The organism is Flectobacillus rivi, from assembly GCF_030056655.1.
Classification (GTDB): Bacteria; Bacteroidota; Bacteroidia; order Cytophagales; family Spirosomataceae; genus Flectobacillus; species Flectobacillus rivi.
This window is the reverse complement of record NZ_JASHIE010000008.1, coordinates 284,834-304,282: the sequence shown is the minus strand read 5'-3', so window position 1 is coordinate 304,282 and position 19,449 is coordinate 284,834. Positions and strand designations below refer to the sequence as shown.

Sequence of the window (19,449 nt, the reverse complement as noted above, 5' to 3'; positions counted from 1 at the left end):
CACAATAGTTATCCACAAGTTTTCGAAATTGTGGATAACTATTGTTTATAAGTAACAAAACACATCAAAGTATCTGATATTACAGTATTTATACCTAATGAGGAACTATTTTAAATAGGGCTTTGTATGGCAATTATAACTAAAGTTATTCGCTTACCGAAAAGCATTAGTAGTTTTCCAAAATAGCTTGTAGCTTTGGTTGGTAATATCAAAAACGAGAGTCTTTTCAGTAATTCATAAAATATTTTGGATGAAATTATAAGTAAATAAAGATTTAGTTTTCAATAACCATTAAGTATCAAATTCTTACTTTATCATTCGAAAATATGGCACAAAAATTCTTGGTAATCTCAGGATTTTCTACCTAATTTTGTTTACTGAAAGATAACCCATCGTTAACCCTCTATTAATCTGAATTTTATTGCGAAAAATTACCGAACCACTTTAATCTGTATAAATGGTTTCAGGAGTACTATTTTTTAATAATACTCGACAAACGCAAAATAACTACCAAGTAAAGTCATGTCTGACGCAATCAAACACGAGTGTGGTATCGCACTCATCCGTCTCCGAAAAGACTATCAGTACTATATCAATAAGTACGGAACCCCGCTGTATGGTATCAACAAGCTTTACCTAATGATGGAAAAGCAAGTTAACCGAGGACAAGACGGTGCAGGTGTAGCCAACATCAAAATTGATGTGCCTGCTGGTCACAGATATATCAGCAGATACCGTTCTGTAGAGCAAAATGCTGTAGCTGATATTTTCGGAAAAATTTACAAGAAGTTTCGTAAAGGCTTGAAAGACCACAAAGACAAAGCTAAAGATGCCAAGTGGATTCAAGAAAATGTAGCATTCTCTGGTGAAGTATTTTTGGGTCACCTGCGCTATGGTACACACGGTCAAAACGAAATCGAAAACTGCCACCCAATGTTGCGTCAAAGCAACTGGAGAAGTAGAAACTTGGTAGTTGCTGGTAACTTTAACATGACTAATGTAGAAGAACTTTTTAATAAGTTAATCTCATTAGGACAGCATCCGAAGGAAAAAGTGGATACAGTAACCGTGATGGAAAAAATTGGGCATTTCTTAGATGAAGAAAACCAACGTCAGTTTGACTTCCATAAACATAGTTACGAAAATCCAGAGTTGTCAAATGTGATTGAAGACAACATTGATTTGCAAAGAGTATTACAGCGTTCGTGTCGTGATTTTGATGGTGGATACGCCATGTGCGGTGTGACTGGACACGGTTCTGCTTTTGTAGCACGCGACCCAGCGGGTATTCGCCCAGCTTTTTGGTATGCCGATGATGAAGTGGTAGTAGTTGCCTCAGAAAAACAAGCTATCAAAACGTCATTTAACTGTAATTACGAAGATATTCAGGAAGTACAGCCAGGTCATGCTTTAATTATTGACAAACGTGGTAACTATTCTGAAAAGAAATTTATTGAACCACTCGAAAAGAAATCGTGTAGCTTCGAAAGAATCTATTTCTCACGCGCTTCAGATCCAGATATTTATGCCGAACGTAAGGAATTAGGACGTTTGGTAATCCCACAAGTACTTCAAGAAGTAAACTACGACCTCAAAAATACCGTATTCTCGTATATTCCAAACACTGCTGAAACTGCCTTTTTGGGTATGATTGAAGGATTGGAAGATTATCTTGCCAAAGAACGTAAGAAAGCCATCATGGGCGGAGGTTTGGCAGAAGAGACTTTAGAGGAGTTATTGACTTTCCGTCCTCGTGTTGAAAAGTTGATTTCGAAAGATGTAAAACTTCGTACTTTCATCACCAATGATGCCGATCGTAATGATATGGTGTCGCATGTGTATGACACTACTTATGAGGTAATCAAAAAAGGCGTTGATAATGTTGTGTTGATTGACGACTCTATCGTAAGAGGTACAACACTCGAGCGCTCTATTTTGAAGTTGTTGGATAAATTAGGACCTAAGAAAATCGTAATTGTTTCATCAGCTCCTCAAATTCGCTATCCAGATTGTTATGGTATCGATATGTCAAGAATGAAAGATTTTGTGGCATTCCGTGCAACTTATGAATTGTTACAAGAGCGTCACATGGAAGATATCCTCGAAGATACTTTGGGCCGTTGTGTAAGTGCTTTTGAATTAGGAACTGCTCATACACAAAACTTTGTGAAGGCGATTTACGAACCATTTACAAACGAAGAGATTTCAGCTAAAATCGCAGATATAGTAAAGCCAGCAGACTTAAAAGCTGATTTAGCAATTGTTTATCAAACAGTAGACAGTCTGAACAAAGCTTGTCCATATAATCTTGGTGACTGGTATTTTACGGGTAACTTCCCAACACCAGGTGGTAATAAGGTTGTAAACAAAGCTTTTGTAAACTTTATGAAAGGAGTAGAAATTAGAGCTTACTAGTTTCTAAAACAATTTTTTCAAAAGCGGGTAAATGCTGTATGGTATTTACCCGCTTTTATTTTGTACAAGCAATAGCTCAGTTTTATCCTAAACCCAAACATTTGCTAACTTTGTGTTGAAGATGCAACATTCTACACGCTATGTTTTACAGACATCTTCATCATCATTCACTATTTATATTTTGCTAAAATGGCATTGACAAAAGAACAAGTACTCAAGCAATATTTTGGGTATGATAAATTTAGACCTCTTCAGGCTGACATCATTGATTGGGTATTGTATGGACAGGATTGTATGGTATTGATGCCAACAGGGGGAGGAAAGTCCCTTTGTTTTCAGGTACCAGCACTGATGATGCAAGGAATTACGATTGTAATTTCCCCACTAATCGCATTAATGCACGACCAAGTTCAAGCATTGCAAGCCAATGGTATTCCTTCTGCTTATATCAATTCTTCGCTTTCTGGTGCTGAACGATTTGCGATAGAACGCCAATGTAAAGCTGGTGAAATAAAGCTACTATATATTTCTCCTGAAAAACTCTTTTCGAATGGATACCTCGATTGGATAAAGTCTTTGCAAGTAAGTATGGTGGCCGTGGATGAATCTCACTGTGTATCTGTTTGGGGACATGATTTTAGACCCGAATATACTCAATTACACGTGCTGAAGTCTGCCTTGCCCAATGTGCCTTTTATGGCATTAACTGCTACAGCTGATAGAGTAACCAGAAAAGATGTACTTACCCAGTTGGGAATTCCCGAAGCTCGTGTCTTTATTAGTTCGTTTGACAGACCCAACTTATCATTGTCGGTACAACCAGGACGAAATCGCTTGAAAACAATTCAAAAGTTTATTCAAGAACGCCCTCGGAAAGCAGGTATTATATATTGTTTAAGTAGAAAAAATACAGAACAACTCGCCGACTCACTGCTAAAAGTGGGTATCTCTGCTCGATGCTATCACGCAGGGATGAGCACCGACGAGCGTGCCAAAGTACAAGACCAATTTTTACGAGATGATATACAAGTGATCTGCGCTACTATTGCTTTTGGTATGGGTATCGACAAGTCCAATGTTCGTTGGGTAATGCACTATTCATTGCCAGCTAATATCGAAAGTTTTTATCAAGAAATAGGTCGTGCAGGTCGTGATGGTGTCAAAGCTGATACACTATTGTTTTATTCTTATAATGACCTAATTGTCCGAAAAGATATGCTGGCGCAATCTGAATTGCCAGCAGAAATGAAAGAAGTCCAATTAGCTAAGCTGGATAGATTAAAGCAATATGCAGAGGCAGAAATTTGTCGTAGACGAATTCTATTGAGCTATTTCAACGAGGAGGTAGACCGTGACTGTGGAAATTGCGATGTTTGTAAAAATCCCCCTATTAGGTTTGATGCAAGTGTACTAGCTCAGAAAGCTCTTTCTGCAATCGCACGTACTAATGAAAGAATCGCTATGGGTATGTTGATTGATATACTTCGTGGCTCTAACAATCGAAGAATTATAGAGCATCGCTACCATGAAATCAAAACCTTTGGTGCAGGACGTGATTTGAAATATGAAGAATGGGCAGACTATATTCAGCAAATGCTCAATTCTGGCATTATGGATATTGCCTACGACGAGCAACATGCCTTCAAGCTAAACAACGCTTCTTGGTCGGTATTAAAAGATGGTAAAAAAGTGCAACTTGTACGATTTAGGCCATTTGAAGAAAAGCAAGCTGAACGCGAAGCCAATGCAGCTCCTAAAGAAAAAACCAAACGAGAGGTGGTTCGTGATGAGTTGTTTGAACGTTTGCGATTGTTGCGTAAACGAATTGCCGATAACTTGGATATTCCTCCATTTGTGGTCTTTTCAGATGCAACCCTTTCTGATATGGCGCAGAAAAAACCTATTTCTCCAGCCGAGATGCTCAATGTCTCAGGGGTAGGAGAGCAGAAGTTCAGACAATATGGTGATGCTTTCCTCAAAGAGATTCGGGATTTTATCAAAACTTTAGGTAAATCTGGAGGTGAAAAAGGAGATACTGCCAAAATAAGCTTTTCACTTTATGAAGAAGGTTTATCCCTAGATGAGATAGCAGAAAGAAGAGGTTTGAGCCCTGTTACGATTGTATCGCATCTGGTGAAGTTCTTTGAAGAGGGTCACCCTGTAGATTTACGCAAATTTGTCACTACAGTAGAGTTTAACGCTATTGCCCAAGCCATGAAAGTACTTGGTACTAAAAAAGGAGAACCTGTCAAACCTGTGTTTGACTTGTTGCAGGGCAAATACGATTACCACAAAATCAAAGTTGTAATGGCTTTGTTAGACAAGTAGACTTATGAAACAAGAGGTTATAGATTATATTAAAAATCAGCTAGAAGAACGAATGCAAGCTGCTTGGGGTGCTATGCAAGCTGCCCAAGCTTCTGCCAATGAGGAAAGTAAAAGTTCTGCTGGGGACAAATACGAAACAGCAAGAGCGATGGGGCAGTTAGATAGAGATATGTACGCTCGCCAATACGAACAAGCTCGTCAAGAAAGAGTTCTGCTCGAAAGGATAGATCCTCAACATACTCCTCAACATGTGTCTTTGGGCGCACTTGTGCATACGAGTATGGGGATATTTTTTATTGCTGTTAGCTTGGGTTCAATCAAAGTAGTAGGCGAAGCAGTGATGGTAGTGTCAGCCCAATCTCCTATTGGTGCATTACTAATGGGGAAAGTTGTAGGCGATTCATTTGATTTTAGAGGAAAAAAACACCAAATTCAACAAATAGCTTAATCAAAACCATCTTACCCTTCATTCTGAATCTTACTATGATACAACAAACAAGAAGAGATTTTCTCAAAAAATCCTCATTAGGATTAGCAGGGTTGGCCTTGTCATCAAATGACTGGCTAAATAGTGCTGCTAAACCTTTTTATGAAATATCACTAGCCGAATGGTCTTTGCATAAAACAATCTTTAGCGGCAAATTGAGTAATTTAGATTTTCCACAATTTGCTAAAAAAGAGTTTGGTTTAGAGATTGTTGAATATGTAAATCAATTTTTCCCTGATAAAGCAAAAGATAAAGCCTATCTCAAAGAATTAAGGACAAGATCTGTAGAATCAGGAATTCGCAATCACCTGATTATGATTGATGCCGAAGGCGAATTAGGTGAAGCTGATACTCAAAAACGTAAGCAAGCTGTCGAAAACCATTACAAATGGGTGGAGGCTGCGCAGTTTTTAGGTTGCCAAACCATTCGGGTAAATTCAAGAGGAGAAGGAGACCCTAAAGAAGTGGCTAAGCGATGTGTAGAAAGCTTGAGAACATTAAGCGAATTTGGAAAGGCGCATAATATCAATATCATCGTGGAAAACCACGGAGGATATTCTGCCAATGGTGCATGGTTGGCGGGTATTATGAAAGAGGTTGGAATGAAAAACTGCGGAACATTGCCCGATTTTGGCAACTTCTGTTTAGAATGGAGTGGTGCAGAGTGGCATAGTCAGTGCAAAACACAATATGACCCATACAAAGGTACCGCCGAAATGATGCCTTATGCTAAGGGAGTAAGCGCTAAAACCTTTAATTTTGATGCCAAAGGCAATGAGCCAACGATTGATTACATAAAAATGATGAATGTTATCAAGAAGTCAGGTTTTAGAGGCATTATCGGTATAGAGTATGAAGGAGAAACCCTAACCGAAATAGAAGGAATCAAAAAGACTATAGCATTACTGAAAAAAGCAACATCAGCCATATAAAAAAAGCCCTTGTGTCAGATGAACACAAGGGCTTTTTTTAAAGGAAAATCACTTCATTAACTAATTCAGCACCAATAGCTTGATTGATTAGCTGAAGAATCTTGTTTTTTGCCATTAACAACTCATTTCGCAAAGAGGCCGAATCCAGTTGAATATACAGTTTTGCTTCAGTAATATAAACCTTGGTTGTTCTCGCAGCAATAGGAGCCCCCATAATTTGCTCCCAGTGAGCAGCTACATAGGTTTCATCAAACTTTGTACGAAGTTTGTAAAACTCTAGCATATCTTCAATTGCTTCTTTGAGGGAGGAAGCGCTTGTTTTACGCTTCGCATTTTCTCGATTATATGAATAATATTGCGCCATATCTGTAAGGAATAAACACTCAAAGGTACAGCTAATAGCTGAAAAAAATACAATTCGCATGAACACATTATTGCTATATATTCAAGTACGAAAGAGTCCATTGGAGGTTCGCTACCAAAATCCATTGCACCAAATTATTTATCAAGAAGGCTGGTCTGCCAACTTTGTAACCTATGACATTGATAATTATTCTGAGAATCTTATTTTGAATCAGTTAAAAGTTGCCATCAGTAATGCAGTAGAAATATTTGTATTAGTAGATGCCGAACCAGAAGCTAACTTAGGGGGAGTCGGTAATATAGTATCGATTCTTGCTGATAAATCATCTAAGGTGCGGATCCGCCTAGAGGGAGGGCATACAATTCTTGAAAAATATCTGAGTGTTTTTTCTCATCAAAAGTCAGTAGTAAATACTCATGAATTACAGAAAATTGAAACAATCCTTGATAAGATTTACCCGAAATAAGATATTGTTCAAAAGTTTATATATTTTCTTGTAAAAATCAAATTCTTCAAAAAGTACATCAAAAGTATTGAATAGAGCTTTAAAATATTACTATAATACAATGTTTGTTGAATACGGACGAATTTCTTAAAAAAAACTTGACAATAGAGATATGAGAATTAAAAGAAATTTATGTTAGTTTTGTCATTACTAGAAAACATAAAACAATCGAAATAATCTTTTGTCTTGAAACAGTTTTCTGTAGATTTATTTTAAAAAATCACCTAAAAATTGTTTTTTAACTTAAACCCAAATTACCAAACTAATGAGTACACAACAAGCAAAACCAGCTGCTCCAAAGCCAGCAGCACCAGCAAACAAAAAGTCAGGCGGTATTCCTGCGGGCGTAATCATTTTGATTCTATTTGCTGTAGCACTTTCTCTTTACAAATTCGTAATGGGAGATCCTTCTCACTTTGAGAACAACAACCCAGACGGACACCCAATTCCAGGTGACTACTTTGGTATCGTTTACAAAGGTGGTATCATCGTACCAGTTTTGATGACATGTTTCTTGATTTCATTGACTTTCTCTATCGAGCGTATCCTTACAATCGGTAAAGCAAAAGGTACTGGTGACATCAACGCTTTCGTTCGTAAAATCCAAGCTTCTTTGGACAAAGACGATGTTGAAGGTGCATTGAAAGAGTGTGACAAACAAAAAGGTTCAGTAGGTAACGTTACTTTAGCTGCTGTTAAAAAGTACAAGCAATTGTCTACAGACGGTTCTTTAGACAAAGAACAAAAATTGGCTGCATTGAGCAAAGAAGTTGAAGAAGCTACTTCATTGGAATTGCCAATTTTGGAGAAAAACCTTACTATCATCGCTACATTGGCGTCGGTATCTACCCTTATCGGTCTATTAGGTACTGTAATCGGTATGATCAAAGCGTTCTCGGCTTTGGGTAACTCAGGAGGTTCAACTGACTCTTCAGCTCTTGCAAACGGTATCTCTGAAGCCCTAGTAAACACTGCATTGGGTATCGGTACTTCAGCTGTATGTATCATCGGTTATAACTTCTTTACGTCTAAAATTGACGAATTGACATATAGCATTGACGAAATCGGTTTGAGCGTTAACCAAAACTTCGCTTCTCACCACAGTTAGTAGTTTGAAAATTGGGCAATTTGAAAATCTGAAGAGTTTACTCTTCTGAATCCCAAGATTGTTTTCAAATATAAGTTTTCTCAAATTTTCAAATTAATAACATTATGCCAAAGGTAAAAGCAAAAAGACAGAGTGTGTCTTTGGACATGACAGCGATGTGTGACGTGGCATTCTTGTTGCTCACATTCTTCATGTTGACGGCGAAATTCCGTCCTGAGGAAGCTGTTACCATTACGCCTCCTACGTCTATCTCTGAAAAGCCGCTTCCTTCTGAAAAAGGTGTTATTACCATTTCGGTTGCGCCAGATGGCAAGATTTTCATGGGTGTTGACGATAAGGAAGCACAACAGATGATGTTGGAAAGAATGGCTAACCGTGTTGGTGTTCCTATCTCGGCTACAATGCAGAAAAACTTTATGGCTTCTGAAATTGTAGGTTATCCAGCTGGAGCACTGAAACAAGTATTAGAGGAAAAACCATCGGCTTGGAAAGCAAAAGGATACTACCAAGGTATTCCTTGCGATTCTGCTAATAATGAGCTTTTCTTGTGGGTAACGTATGCTAAATTAGCAAACCCTGCCCTTCAAGTAGCTATCAAAGGTGATGGTAACTCAAATTACAAAGTTTTCAACCAGGTTGTAGGTACATTACAAGAACAAAACATCAACGTTTTCCAGTTGATCACAGGTCCTGAAAACAAACCAAGAAATTAATTAAGTTGTACTCAGTAGTTTATTAACCCTGCCCTGCATTGTGGGGTAGGGTACTCATAACCTTCGAAGCAACTAGATTGATATCCTATTAACAACATTAAAACTACTCAACGACTATGGCAGAAATAGACCAGTCCGGTGGGGGTAAGAAAGGTGGTAAAAAGCGTAGTAAGAAAGCGTCTACCAAGATTGACATGACGCCAATGGTAGACTTAGGTTTCTTGCTTATCACATTCTTCATGCTAACAACTACGTTGGCTAAGCCCGTGACAATGCAGCTTAGTATGCCTGATAAAACTGAGACAAAGGAAACATCTCCTGTAAAAGCATCGGAAACACTTACTGTGTTGCCAGATGAAAATAAAGTTTACTACTATCAAGGTAAGCCAGGTGATGCGACAACAGTCGTTCAAGTAACTGACTACTCAGATCAAGGTATCAGACAAGTATTATTTAGATTAAAAAAGCAAGTCGGACAAAACTTCACCATCGTTATCAAAGCTACTAAGGGTGCTAAGTATAAAAATATGGTGGATATGCTCGATGAGTGTGCAATTACTGATAACAAGCGTTATGCTCTTCTTGAAATCACTCCTATTGATGAGGAAATGATTAAGAAATCAGGAAAATAATTAAGCACACCAATGAAATTAAAATAAAACTAATAAAATAGTTGTAAAACTAAATAAATAGTTTTATCTTAGTTCTGTGGTTCTGAAAACAAAAAAAGAATTTCAACAGAGTTAACAAAACGAGAAAATATGTCAAACGTAATTAGCCCTAACGCAACGCTTGACGACATAATTTTTAAGGATAAGAATAAGGAATACGGTGCTTATTTTTTGAGAAAGAATTATCAAGCTGTCGTCAAGAGGTCAGTAATGATAGGTTCTGCTCTTTTCGCTGGTGCGCTTGCTCTACCGTTTATTATTAGCAGCTTGACTCCAAAAGACAATGAAAAGACAGAGGTGATTGCAGAGGTGATGAAAGTGGCCGAACCTCCGAAGAAATCGGATACGCCACCACCACCACCACCGCCGCCACCACCACCACCAAAAGATATTCCGAAAGTAACAACTACTAAGTTCTTACCTCCGGAAATCAAGCGTGATGAAGAGGTACAAAAGCCTGAACCTCCACCAGAGGTAGATAACATCAAAGGTAATACTGCAACAGAAAGCGTTAAAGGTAATACTGATGATATCGCTCCTCCAGTGGATCCAGATGCAAGACCTGCTAAAGAAGAAGCTCCAGTTGAACCACCGAAACCAGTTGAAGAAGAAATCTTTACTGCGGTAGAACAACAAGCAGAATTCCCTGGTGGTATTCCTGCTTTTGCAAAATTCTTGCAGAAAAACCTTAAATACCCTGCTGCTGCACAACGTGCTAACGTTCAAGGTAAAGTTTACGTTCAGTTCGTTGTAAACACCGATGGTTCAATCCAAGGTGTTGAAGTATTGAAATCAGTAGGTTTTGGTTGCGATGAAGAAGCTGTTCGCGTAATCAAAATGGTTCCTAAATGGAACCCTGGTAAGCAGTCTGGACGTCCAGTTCGTTCAAGATTTACAGTGCCTATCAACTTCGTTTTGTCGGAGTAGTATGCATTACTATAGTCTTTATTAGTATGAAACCTGTCAGGAAACTGGCAGGTTTCATTTTTAGAGGGACTTAAATTTTTGAAAGATGCCAAAAAGAGATTCACAAAAGTATTATTCCATATCAGTAATTATTATTGCTGGACTGATGTCTGTAGCCTATATAGGCATTGGAATTTTCTTAATCATTGTGCCAGATTCAGCATTTGCACAGGTGTTTTTTCCAAGTATAAAATGGTCTTATGCTTGGGGAGCAATTCTTATCATCTATGGTTTGTATAGAGGATACAGAGCGATTGAAAAATATAAAGAAGATACCGAGGAAGAGAAAGAAGAGGATGAGTATCGTTATTATGACAATAAGAAATGATAAGGCTTATTGCTGATGCAGATAAGCATTGCTCATGACGAAGTAAAACTTTGTTAATGATAGTTAATAGAATTAGATTATTCAAAGAAAATATATAGACGCATCTAGGTGCTTCGTTAATATTATAAATCTCAAAAAGCAATGAAAAAGTATATTAAGTTTGTTTCAGCTCTTGGTGTACTCGGTGCCTTAGTTTCTTCTTGTGGATACGTAGGCAACCACCCAAATGAAAATGCACCTACTGATACGCCTGCAAAAGGGGAAATAACAGTGGCAGTAGATGAGTCTTTTCAGAATATTTTAGATGCCGAAAAGTATGCTTTTGAACAGGGTTATAAATATACCAAAATCAATGTAGTGTATAAGCCCGAAACAGAAGCTATCAATATGATGCTAAATGATAAGGCTAGACTAGTAGTAGTAGCAAGAGAGTTGACAGAGAAAGAAAAGAAGGTTTTTGAAGATGACCGTACTGTGTATCGTAGCTACAAGTTTGCAGGAGATGCTTTGGCTTTGATTACCAATAAAACAAACAAGGATACCTTGATTACAGTTAAAGACGTTGAAGCTCTAATGAAAGGTAAGATCAAAAAATGGTCTGAATTTAGCAAAGGAGGGAATAGTCAAGAGGTAGTTTTAGTATTTGATAATTCTAACTCAAGTAATCTTACCTTTTTGATGGATAAGTTTGGTATTAGCAAAAAAGATAAAGTGCCTTTTTTTGCTATGAAGTCTAATAAAGAGGTCATAGCGTATGTGAAGTCTCATAAAAATGCCATTGGCGTTATTGGTACCAACTGGATTAGCGATGGAGATGACCCTGCTTCGCTGGGTTTTATCAAGGATATAAATGTAATGTCGGTGACAGACAAACCCAACCCAACAAAAGAAGATTACTATCAACCTTTTGGCTATAATCTAGCCTTAAAAAAATACCCTTTAACGCGTGTGATTAAGTGTATTTTGAAGGAGTCACACATGGGACTCGGTACAGGTTTTATCAATTATATGTGTATGGATCAAGGTCAGTTGATTGTTTTGAAGGGAGGCTTACTACCATTAACAAGACCAATTCAAATTCGTACAGTAAAAATTGGAGAATAACGTCTTTGTATCAAAATGAACTATTATTCATTTGATTGACAATGAATTGCTAATGATTTTTTAAGACCTTTTTAATAAATCTTATATTCTAGTTATAAAGAATAAAATTTTGCCTTTTTATTGGAAATTTTAATTTAATTTTGTCTTAGAAGTTCAAAAAGAAACAATATAAAAATTGCTAAGTTATTCACTTGACTTTAGATCTTTTCATAAATACTAAATCAAATAAAATTATTTATTCATTAATCTTAATCCCAACTAACTAATTACACAAATGAAAGTAAAGATGAAATCTCTGTTGGTGGCTGTTAGTTTACTGTTTGCAGGTGCTGCAAATGCGCAAACAGTACAGCAAGGTTTGTCGCAGTTGGATGGAGACCAGCCAAGTAAAGCGAAGGCGACTTTTGAGAGCTTGGTAGCGGCTGCTCCGACGGCAGAGAACCAATTCTATTTAGGTTATTATAATTTGCGTGTAGGCCATCTTGATGCTGCGAAAGCTGCTTTCGAAAAAGGTTTGACTATTGATGCTAAAAACCCACTAAATGCAGTTGGTTTGGCTGCTATCAAAGTTGCGAATCATAAAGTAGCTGAGGCAAAAGTTGATTTTGATAAAATCATTGCTGATACAAAATCAAAAAATGCAGATGTATTGTTCCGTATTGCTGAAGCTTATGTAATGTTCTATGACGTAAACAACGGCGAAGAAGCAAACAAAGGAAACAATGACCCAGCTGAAGCTATTCGTTTGATTGATATGATTCCTGAAAAAACTAAAGTGAAGGAATTGACAGTTGATATGAATACTGTAAAAGGTGATGCATACCTTATCAAAAACGATGGTGGTCCAGCTGTATCTGCTTATGAGCAAGCTAACTTCAAAGAGAAAAGTGCTAAGTTATACACAAAAATTGGTGTAGTTTATCTTCGTGGTAAAAACTACCAATATACAGTTAATGCCTACCAAAGTGCTGTTGAAACTGACTCTAACTACGCACCAATTTACAAGCGTTTTGGTGAATACTATAATATCTTTAACCGTTACAAAGACGCTTCTAAATATTACAGAAAGTATGTTAGCAAAGCTGAAGCTAGTCCAACGATTTTGTTGAGTACTGCTAAATTGTTGTTCTTGGCTAAAGACTATACTGGTTCAATGGAATTTACTAGTCAAGCTGAAGCAGGTGGTGCAAAAGACAATGATATCTACCGTATGAAAGGTTATTCATTCATCGAATTGAACAAATGCCAAGAAGGTATCAACAACCTTGAGCAAATGGTAAAAGCTGGTGTAAAACCTTACTACTTGGATAACGTATATTTTGCAAAAGGTTACCAATGTTTGAACAACGACTCATTAGCAGTTCACTATTTTGAACAAGCGGCTCCGTTAGATACTAACAACAACCACCACTTGTCAATCTACTCGATTCGTTACAAACAAAAGAGATATGCTCATGCTGCTGATGCTGCATTCAAATCAATCGAATGGAAAGCAAAGAAGAAATTGCAAGCTACTTCTGGTGACTGGTATAACGCTGCTTTAGCATACTATTTTGCTGCTGCATATACGCCAAAAACAGACTCAGTAAACCGTGTTTCTTTGGCAATGAAAGGTGATACGTCTTTTGCTAAAGCTATCGGAATCAATGCTAAATGGCCTCCATTCTATTTGTTCCGTGCACGTACAAATAACTTGATTGACTATAGTGGCGATAAGTGGTTGTCTGTACCTTACTATGAGCAATATTTGACAGTAATTGACGCTCTTAAAGCAGAAAACTCAACTACTTACAAAGAGAAGAAAGACGATACTTACGAAGCGCTTCGCTACTTGTCAGGTTACTACTTAACAGTATCTAAAGACACCGTAAAAGCTGAAGACGCAATCAAAAAGGCTCTTGCAATCAAACCTGAAGATCCAGATGGTTTGAAATCAATGTTGCCAGGTGCAACTCCTGCAACTCCAGCTCCTAAAAAATAATTTTAGGTAAATTATTTAAACGAAGCCCTGCCATTTGGTGGGGCTTTGTTAATTTTGGGGGATTGCATTTTGTATAAAATCAGATTCAACCGACTATTCACACAATTATGTCATACGCATTGATTACAGGTGCCAGTAAAGGTATCGGAAAAGAAATTGCAGCAGAACTTGCTAGCAGAAAATATAACCTCTTATTGATAGCTCGCTCTGAAGAACTGCTTCAAAAAGTGGCTTCTGAACTAAAATCTCGTTATAAAGTAGAAGTTGACTACTTAGCGATTGATTTAGCTCAAATTGGCGTGGCTCAACAAGTATATGATTGGGTAAATGCCAAAAACTATGAGGTATCTATTCTAATCAATAATGCTGGATATGGGTTAGTTGGTTCACTAGGGCATTATTCGATTGAGAAAAATCGTGATATGATGACCTTGAATATGTTGACTTTGACAGAAATGTGCCAAACATTTTTGCCAATGCTCAAACGTCAATCTAAGTCATATATCATGAATATTGCGAGTTCAACTGCCTATCAGGCATTGCCTCACATGGCGATTTACGCAGCCACAAAGGTTTTTGTTCTCAATTTTACCAGAGCGCTTAAACATGAATTGGATGGTACTTCAGTATCGGTAACGGCTATTAGCCCAGGTTCAACTGCTACAGATTTTAACGATAGAGCAGAAGTAGGAGAAAAAGCAATGAAAGCTGCTGAAAAAGTAATGATGACCCCAACAGAAGTAGCACAGATAGCCGTAAAATCTATGTTTGGTGGTTCTACTGAAGTTGTAACAGGATTTATCAATAAGTTGGGGGCTTTTATGGCTTGGTTAGCTCCTAAATCAATTACCGAAAAAGTAGCAAAAGGTATTTACGAAAAATAAACAACACTATGGCAAAGCCTGAAATGAAAGACTTTAGTTTTGATGGAAATGGTAATTTTTCCATCAAAAAACTTCCTACCAAAATCGAAGATTTGTATGTTGATGAAGCTGATTATTTAGCTCAATTATCAGAACTACATAAGAAAATCGATAAGCTTCAATCGCGTATGTATGCACATGGAAGGTATGGAATGGTAATTATATTTCAGGCTTTGGATGCCGCTGGAAAAGATGGTACTATCAAAGCAGTCTTTTCAGGAATCAATCCTGCGGGTATCGTAGTTCATAGTTTTAAGCGCCCTTCTGCTGAAGAGCTTGACCATGATTTTATGTGGAGAAGTATGCTCAAAATGCCTCAAAGAGGGCAATTGGCTATCCATAATCGTTCGTATTATGAAGAGGTATTGGTGGTAAAAGTTCATCCCTCGATTTTACTCGAAGGACAACGTTTACCCGAAGAGCAAACCAAAAACTTGGAAAAAGTGTGGGAGGAACGTTATGATTCAATCAAACATTATGAAAAACATTTGCACCAAAATGGCTTTGAGGTGGTCAAATTCTTTTTGAATGTTTCCAAAAGAGAACAAAGCAAACGTTTAATCGAACGAATCGAAGACCCCGATAAAAACTGGAAGTTTGAGGAGCAAGATGTCAAAGAAAGAGAGTTTTGGAAAGAATATCATGAGGCCTATCAAGAGCTAGTCGATCATACCGCTACCGAGCAGTCTCCATGGTATGTAATTCCTGCTGATGATAAAAAGAATATGCGTTTGATGGTAGCGCAGGTCATTCATGAAAGATTAAGCAAGCTAAAAATGGAGTATCCTGCTAGTTCACCAGAGCGCCATGAGTTTTTACAAAGCTTGATAGCCACCATCAAAAAACAAGAAGCAGAAGATTAAAATAGCATATTACTGAAGGTGCAGGATGTTTCTTGCACCTTTTTTGGCTTTAAAAGGGAGCATTTTAAAAGAAAATACAAACTGTTTCAGGAACATACCGAGAGTTTGCAAAAAAAGTAGGAACTTTGCAGTATTGTCTAATCGTTTGATTATCGGCTCATATTGAGTCTACTAATATTTTATTTTTTTATGCGCATTAATTTCAAGGATATAATTCTTTTCGAAAACGACGACTTCATAGTTATAAATAAACCACCTTATATTTCATCTCTCGACGAGCGTCAGGCTGATAACTCACAGAGTATTTTGCGATTAGCAAAAGAATATTCTGATGATGCACAACTGGCTCACCGACTTGATAAAGAAACATCTGGTATTTTGGCTATTGCTAAAAATCCTGCGGCTTATCGTCATTTGTCAATGCAATTTGAACATCGTCAGGTTGCTAAACGCTACCATGCAGTAGCAAATGGTATTCATGATTTAGATATGATTTCGGTGTATTTGCCAATCGCTCAGAAGCGTGATGGTACACAAGTGGTGATTGACCGTCAGAAAGGTAAAGAAGCCGAGACTATTTTCAATACGATCAAAGTATATCGTAAGCATACTCTAATCGAGTGTATGCCTATTACAGGTCGTATGCACCAAATTAGGATTCACTTGGCTTGTTTGAAAGCTCCAATTGTAAGCGATCCAACGTATGGAGGCGACACGCTATATCTCTCAGATTTGAAAAGAGGTTTTAACCTTAAGAAAAATACAGACGAACTTCCTTTAATGAAACGTGTGGCATTGCATGCACATTCGTTGACTTTTAATCTGATGGATGGTGAACGTATCACTGTCGAAGCGCCATACCCTAAAGATTTCGAGGTTTTGGTGAAACAGTTAGAGAAGTTTTCTTAATTTTGCGACGCTAAAATTTTGGTAAGGCTCCGTAGTTCAATGGATAGAATGTGGGTTTCCGGTACCTAAGATGCAGGTTCGATTCCTGCCGGGGCTACAAATAAAGACGTAATCATTTGATATGAAAAGTATTGAGTGGTTACGTTTTTTTGTGAGGACGTTTGAGAAGATTAATGCTGATAACGACATCAGGAGAATGCTTTTTCGACACTCTCCCGTGCCTCCGAGTAGTGGAGCAGAACCCCTCTACACAGTAAAGTTATAAAAAGAACTTCGATATTCTACCATTTTCGAATCTTACTACTTCCGTAATATGCATCAAGAATATCTCCCTCCCGAAGAGTTACAGGATAGTATCAAATGTTTTTGGTATAACCGTAGTGAGCATGAGCTAGAGCTATCTAGTTTTGAAGTATTACCAGATGGTTATGCCGAAATCATCTTTTATTTTGGGGAGTTATATGATGCAGAGCTTAAGCCTTTACCGTCTCCTTTTATGGTTGGGCTACTCAATCAGCCTATTCGTTATGTGACCAAAAATCGGCTTGAGGTTATTGCTATTAGATGTTTCCCTTGGACTGTTTTTGATTTATTGGGCTTACACTCTAACGCCTCAAAACTAGTTGTGTTTGAGCATCCTCTTTCTACTTTACAACAGCCTTTACAAAAATGTATTCAAGAAGGTAAAATAGAGGATGCAATGGCATTGCTGAAAGCGTATTTCTTATCGATACATGCGCAAATTTCCCCTGATACGATGTTATATAAAGCAGGAATAGCCATGAGGAAAGCTAAAGGTATTATGCCTGTAGCTCAAATTGCAGAGGCCGCTCATGCAACCGTTCGTACCTTGGAGCGAAAATTTAAACACTCTTCAGGCTTTACCGTAAAAGATGTTACCAGTATCATGAGGTTTGAGCAAGTCCGAAATCAGTTGTGGCTTTACCCTGAAAGTAATATTGCGGGTTTGGCTCATGACTTAGGATATACTGACCAAGCGCATCTGATACGAGAATTTAAGCGATACAGTGGAACAACGCCTTCAGCTTTTGCCAAGAATATCAAAAAAGAAAAGCTTGCAATGAGTGATGATTTTGTCGCATTTGTACAATCCTAAGCCAATACTTTAGAGGAATTTTGTATTTCAATCATTTAATCAAACTATGAACGAAATATTTGAAATTCAGCAAAACAACTCGACATCTATACTGTACGACGTAATTATTGTAGGAGCAGGACCTGTTGGATTGTTCCTTGCTAGTGAGTTGGCTTTAGCTAATTGTTCCGTGTTGGTTTTGGAAAAAGCCGAGACCTCTTTCTCTTCCTTGAAAAAAATCCCTTTCGGAATGCGTGGACTGTCTGCTCCAAGTATTGAACTACTTTACAGAAGGGGACTATTTTCAACATTAGAATTACATAAAAAAATCAAGAATCCACATCGCTCTGCAAATACTATTCAGAATGCACCTCGTCAGGTAGGACATTTTGCGGGTCTACCTTTTTATGAAAAAGACGTTGATTCTTCACGATGGAAATATCGTTTACCTAGCTCAACAGAAACTAGCTTAATGACGGAAATGCTAGAGCTTGAAACCATTTTTACACAGCGAGCTGAAGAATTGGGCATAATAATTCAAAGAGGAGTTTCTGTAAATCATATCTCCCAAAGTTCAGATGCTGTAACGGTCTATGCCGATAATCAAGTATTTGAATCGAAATGGCTGGTGGGTTGTGATGGCGGACGGAGTATGGTAAGAAAACTAGGAGGCTTTGAGTTTGAAGGAACGGAACCCACCTTTACAGGCTATACTGCTCTTGTTGATATAGAAAATGGCAATCAACTAGGTTTTGGACGACATATTACTGATAATGGAATGTATCTACAGTCGCAACCTGGCTATATTATTTTACAAGATTTTGATGAAGGAGCTTTTCACCAATCTGGAGATTCTATTACTTTAGAGCACCTTCAAGCTGTTTTACGTCATATTTCATCAACAAATGTTACCTTGACAAAAGTACATCAGTCAACAACATGGACTGATAGAGCTCGTCAAGCAACCACCTATCGCAATAATCGACTTCTTTTAGCTGGAGATGCTGCTCATATTCATTCTCCCTTAGGAGGTCAAGGGTTAAATCTGGGATTAGGTGATGCCTTAAATTTGGGATGGAAACTTGCTGCAACTATTCAAAATAAAGCCCCAGAAGGTTTATTGGATACGTATTTTACAGAAAGATACCCTGTTGGTCAGAAGGTTTTAGATTGGTCAAGAGCACAAGTGGAAGTAATGAAACCAAGTATCCAATCTCGTGCTTTACGAACAGTTATGCAGGATTTGTTACAGACTCAAGATGGTGCGACATATATGGCTGAGCGTATCTGGGGAATTTCTTTGCACTATCCATTGGAAGGAACACACCCTTTAACAGGTTATAGCGCACCCAATTTTGCTTTTGAAGATGGCAGTACTTTGGTAGATTGGACGCATGAGGGGAAAGGATTATTACTGGATTTTGAAAATAATACCTCCTTAAAAAAGCTAGGAGCTCAATATCCATATCAATTGCGTTATATCTCTATACGAGCTACTGAGCATTTAGGATTAAAAGCCTTATTGATTCGCCCAGATGGTATAGTGGCTTGGGCAACTGAAGATGATTTTGAAGAAGAGGAAGTGAAAGGGATAATCGAGAAATGGTTTGTAAAGGGAGTTACTTTATAGAAAATAGATGCAATCACTCAGATTACTAACCAAGAGAGGTATTAAATAATATCTTTGTAATGTTATACTAAGGGTATATAACGTTAAATTTGATGAATGACGGAACCTCTGATATAATATTATCTA

At 37.7% G+C, this 19,449-nt stretch carries 18 protein-coding genes and 1 tRNA gene; 18 read left to right on the top strand and 1 reads right to left on the bottom strand.

All coding sequences use genetic code 11. The features are described from left to right. Nucleotides 1–522 precede the first annotated feature (522 nt). The 4 genes from QM481_RS12830 (at nucleotide 523) to QM481_RS12815 (ending at nucleotide 6,162) form a co-directional block, all read left to right on the top strand. A complete protein-coding gene (locus tag QM481_RS12830; protein WP_283382041.1) occupies nucleotides 523–2,415 on the top strand; it encodes an amidophosphoribosyltransferase in 1,893 nt (630 codons plus the stop codon). A gap of 189 nt (nucleotides 2,416–2,604) precedes the next feature. Next, nucleotides 2,605–4,743, top strand: coding sequence for a DNA helicase RecQ (gene recQ / locus QM481_RS12825; RefSeq protein WP_283382040.1), 2,139 nt, complete (start codon nucleotides 2,605–2,607; stop codon nucleotides 4,741–4,743). Nucleotides 4,744–4,747: 4 nt separating this feature from the next. Further along, nucleotides 4,748–5,191 (top strand): transcription elongation factor, encoded by a 444-nt coding sequence (locus tag QM481_RS12820; protein ID WP_166549590.1) that lies wholly within the window; start codon nucleotides 4,748–4,750, stop codon nucleotides 5,189–5,191. A gap of 35 nt (nucleotides 5,192–5,226) precedes the next feature. Further along, nucleotides 5,227–6,162, top strand: coding sequence for a sugar phosphate isomerase/epimerase family protein (locus QM481_RS12815; protein ID WP_310589666.1), 936 nt, complete (start codon nucleotides 5,227–5,229; stop codon nucleotides 6,160–6,162). Nucleotides 6,163–6,199: 37 nt separating this feature from the next. Here the strand turns inward: QM481_RS12815 and QM481_RS12810 are convergent, their stop codons facing one another. Further along, nucleotides 6,200–6,526, bottom strand: coding sequence for a DciA family protein (locus QM481_RS12810; protein ID WP_166549592.1), 327 nt, complete (start codon nucleotides 6,524–6,526; stop codon nucleotides 6,200–6,202). Between the two features lie 58 nt (nucleotides 6,527–6,584). Between QM481_RS12810 and QM481_RS12805 the strand changes: the two genes are divergently transcribed. The 14 genes from QM481_RS12805 to QM481_RS12740 all read left to right on the top strand — a co-directional run bounded on the left by QM481_RS12805 (nucleotide 6,585) and on the right by QM481_RS12740 (nucleotide 19,323). After that, nucleotides 6,585–6,992 carry a hypothetical protein gene (locus tag QM481_RS12805; RefSeq protein WP_283382039.1) on the top strand — a complete coding sequence of 136 codons (408 nt, stop codon included), beginning with the start codon at nucleotides 6,585–6,587 and terminating at the stop codon, nucleotides 6,990–6,992. 304 nt (nucleotides 6,993–7,296) lie between these two features. Beyond that, a complete protein-coding gene (locus QM481_RS12800; RefSeq protein ID WP_166549594.1) occupies nucleotides 7,297–8,139 on the top strand; it encodes a MotA/TolQ/ExbB proton channel family protein in 843 nt (280 codons plus the stop codon). Between the two features lie 104 nt (nucleotides 8,140–8,243). After that, complete coding sequence (locus QM481_RS12795; RefSeq protein WP_095167521.1) at nucleotides 8,244–8,852, top strand: ExbD/TolR family protein; 609 nt, start codon at nucleotides 8,244–8,246, stop codon at nucleotides 8,850–8,852. A gap of 116 nt (nucleotides 8,853–8,968) precedes the next feature. After that, nucleotides 8,969–9,484, top strand: a complete 516-nt coding sequence (locus tag QM481_RS12790) for an ExbD/TolR family protein (protein WP_283345834.1) — start codon at nucleotides 8,969–8,971, stop codon at nucleotides 9,482–9,484. Nucleotides 9,485–9,613: 129 nt separating this feature from the next. Further along, entirely contained in the window at nucleotides 9,614–10,450 is an 837-nt protein-coding gene (locus QM481_RS12785; RefSeq protein ID WP_283329064.1) for an energy transducer TonB, read from the top strand. An 85-nt stretch (nucleotides 10,451–10,535) separates the two neighbouring features. Further along, entirely contained in the window at nucleotides 10,536–10,817 is a 282-nt protein-coding gene (locus tag QM481_RS12780) for a hypothetical protein (RefSeq protein WP_166549598.1), read from the top strand. Nucleotides 10,818–10,958: 141 nt separating this feature from the next. Continuing rightward, entirely contained in the window at nucleotides 10,959–11,921 is a 963-nt protein-coding gene (locus QM481_RS12775) for a PstS family phosphate ABC transporter substrate-binding protein (protein WP_166549599.1), read from the top strand. A gap of 274 nt (nucleotides 11,922–12,195) precedes the next feature. Then, nucleotides 12,196–13,902, top strand: coding sequence for a tetratricopeptide repeat protein (locus QM481_RS12770; protein WP_283382038.1), 1,707 nt, complete (start codon nucleotides 12,196–12,198; stop codon nucleotides 13,900–13,902). 107 nt (nucleotides 13,903–14,009) lie between these two features. Next, entirely contained in the window at nucleotides 14,010–14,786 is a 777-nt protein-coding gene (locus tag QM481_RS12765; protein ID WP_283382037.1) for an SDR family NAD(P)-dependent oxidoreductase, read from the top strand. Nucleotides 14,787–14,794: 8 nt separating this feature from the next. After that, nucleotides 14,795–15,688 carry a PPK2 family polyphosphate kinase gene (locus QM481_RS12760; RefSeq protein ID WP_283382036.1) on the top strand — a complete coding sequence of 298 codons (894 nt, stop codon included), beginning with the start codon at nucleotides 14,795–14,797 and terminating at the stop codon, nucleotides 15,686–15,688. Between the two features lie 189 nt (nucleotides 15,689–15,877). Then, nucleotides 15,878–16,597: an RluA family pseudouridine synthase gene (locus QM481_RS12755; protein ID WP_095166956.1), complete on the top strand. Its 720-nt coding sequence runs from the start codon at nucleotides 15,878–15,880 to the stop codon at nucleotides 16,595–16,597. A gap of 25 nt (nucleotides 16,598–16,622) precedes the next feature. Further along, nucleotides 16,623–16,694: transfer RNA gene (locus tag QM481_RS12750), tRNA-Arg, on the top strand. 216 nt (nucleotides 16,695–16,910) lie between these two features. Further along, entirely contained in the window at nucleotides 16,911–17,714 is an 804-nt protein-coding gene (locus QM481_RS12745) for a helix-turn-helix domain-containing protein (RefSeq protein WP_283382035.1), read from the top strand. Nucleotides 17,715–17,760: 46 nt separating this feature from the next. Next, complete coding sequence (locus QM481_RS12740) at nucleotides 17,761–19,323, top strand: FAD-dependent monooxygenase (protein WP_283382034.1); 1,563 nt, start codon at nucleotides 17,761–17,763, stop codon at nucleotides 19,321–19,323. Nucleotides 19,324–19,449: the final 126 nt, after the last annotated feature.

Excerpts from the sequence above, each read along its gene's own strand:
- QM481_RS12790 (WP_283345834.1), top strand. The coding sequence starts at position 8,969 with ATGGCAGAAATAGACCAGTCCGGTGGGGGTAAGAAAGGTGGTAAAAAG.
- QM481_RS12800 (WP_166549594.1), top strand. The coding sequence starts at position 7,297 with ATGAGTACACAACAAGCAAAACCAGCTGCTCCAAAGCCAGCAGCACCA.
- QM481_RS12745 (WP_283382035.1), top strand. The coding sequence starts at position 16,911 with ATGCATCAAGAATATCTCCCTCCCGAAGAGTTACAGGATAGTATCAAA.
- QM481_RS12795 (WP_095167521.1), top strand. The coding sequence starts at position 8,244 with ATGCCAAAGGTAAAAGCAAAAAGACAGAGTGTGTCTTTGGACATGACA.
- QM481_RS12815 (WP_310589666.1), top strand. The coding sequence starts at position 5,227 with ATGATACAACAAACAAGAAGAGATTTTCTCAAAAAATCCTCATTAGGA.
- QM481_RS12785 (WP_283329064.1), top strand. The coding sequence starts at position 9,614 with ATGTCAAACGTAATTAGCCCTAACGCAACGCTTGACGACATAATTTTT.
- QM481_RS12810 (WP_166549592.1), bottom strand. The coding sequence starts at position 6,526 with ATGGCGCAATATTATTCATATAATCGAGAAAATGCGAAGCGTAAAACA.
- QM481_RS12775 (WP_166549599.1), top strand. The coding sequence starts at position 10,959 with ATGAAAAAGTATATTAAGTTTGTTTCAGCTCTTGGTGTACTCGGTGCC.
- QM481_RS12770 (WP_283382038.1), top strand. The coding sequence starts at position 12,196 with ATGAAAGTAAAGATGAAATCTCTGTTGGTGGCTGTTAGTTTACTGTTT.
- QM481_RS12760 (WP_283382036.1), top strand. The coding sequence starts at position 14,795 with ATGGCAAAGCCTGAAATGAAAGACTTTAGTTTTGATGGAAATGGTAAT.
- QM481_RS12765 (WP_283382037.1), top strand. The coding sequence starts at position 14,010 with ATGTCATACGCATTGATTACAGGTGCCAGTAAAGGTATCGGAAAAGAA.
- recQ (WP_283382040.1), top strand. The coding sequence starts at position 2,605 with ATGGCATTGACAAAAGAACAAGTACTCAAGCAATATTTTGGGTATGAT.
- QM481_RS12830 (WP_283382041.1), top strand. The coding sequence starts at position 523 with ATGTCTGACGCAATCAAACACGAGTGTGGTATCGCACTCATCCGTCTC.
- QM481_RS12805 (WP_283382039.1), top strand. The coding sequence starts at position 6,585 with ATGAACACATTATTGCTATATATTCAAGTACGAAAGAGTCCATTGGAG.
- QM481_RS12740 (WP_283382034.1), top strand. The coding sequence starts at position 17,761 with ATGAACGAAATATTTGAAATTCAGCAAAACAACTCGACATCTATACTG.
- QM481_RS12820 (WP_166549590.1), top strand. The coding sequence starts at position 4,748 with ATGAAACAAGAGGTTATAGATTATATTAAAAATCAGCTAGAAGAACGA.
- QM481_RS12780 (WP_166549598.1), top strand. The coding sequence starts at position 10,536 with ATGCCAAAAAGAGATTCACAAAAGTATTATTCCATATCAGTAATTATT.
- QM481_RS12755 (WP_095166956.1), top strand. The coding sequence starts at position 15,878 with ATGCGCATTAATTTCAAGGATATAATTCTTTTCGAAAACGACGACTTC.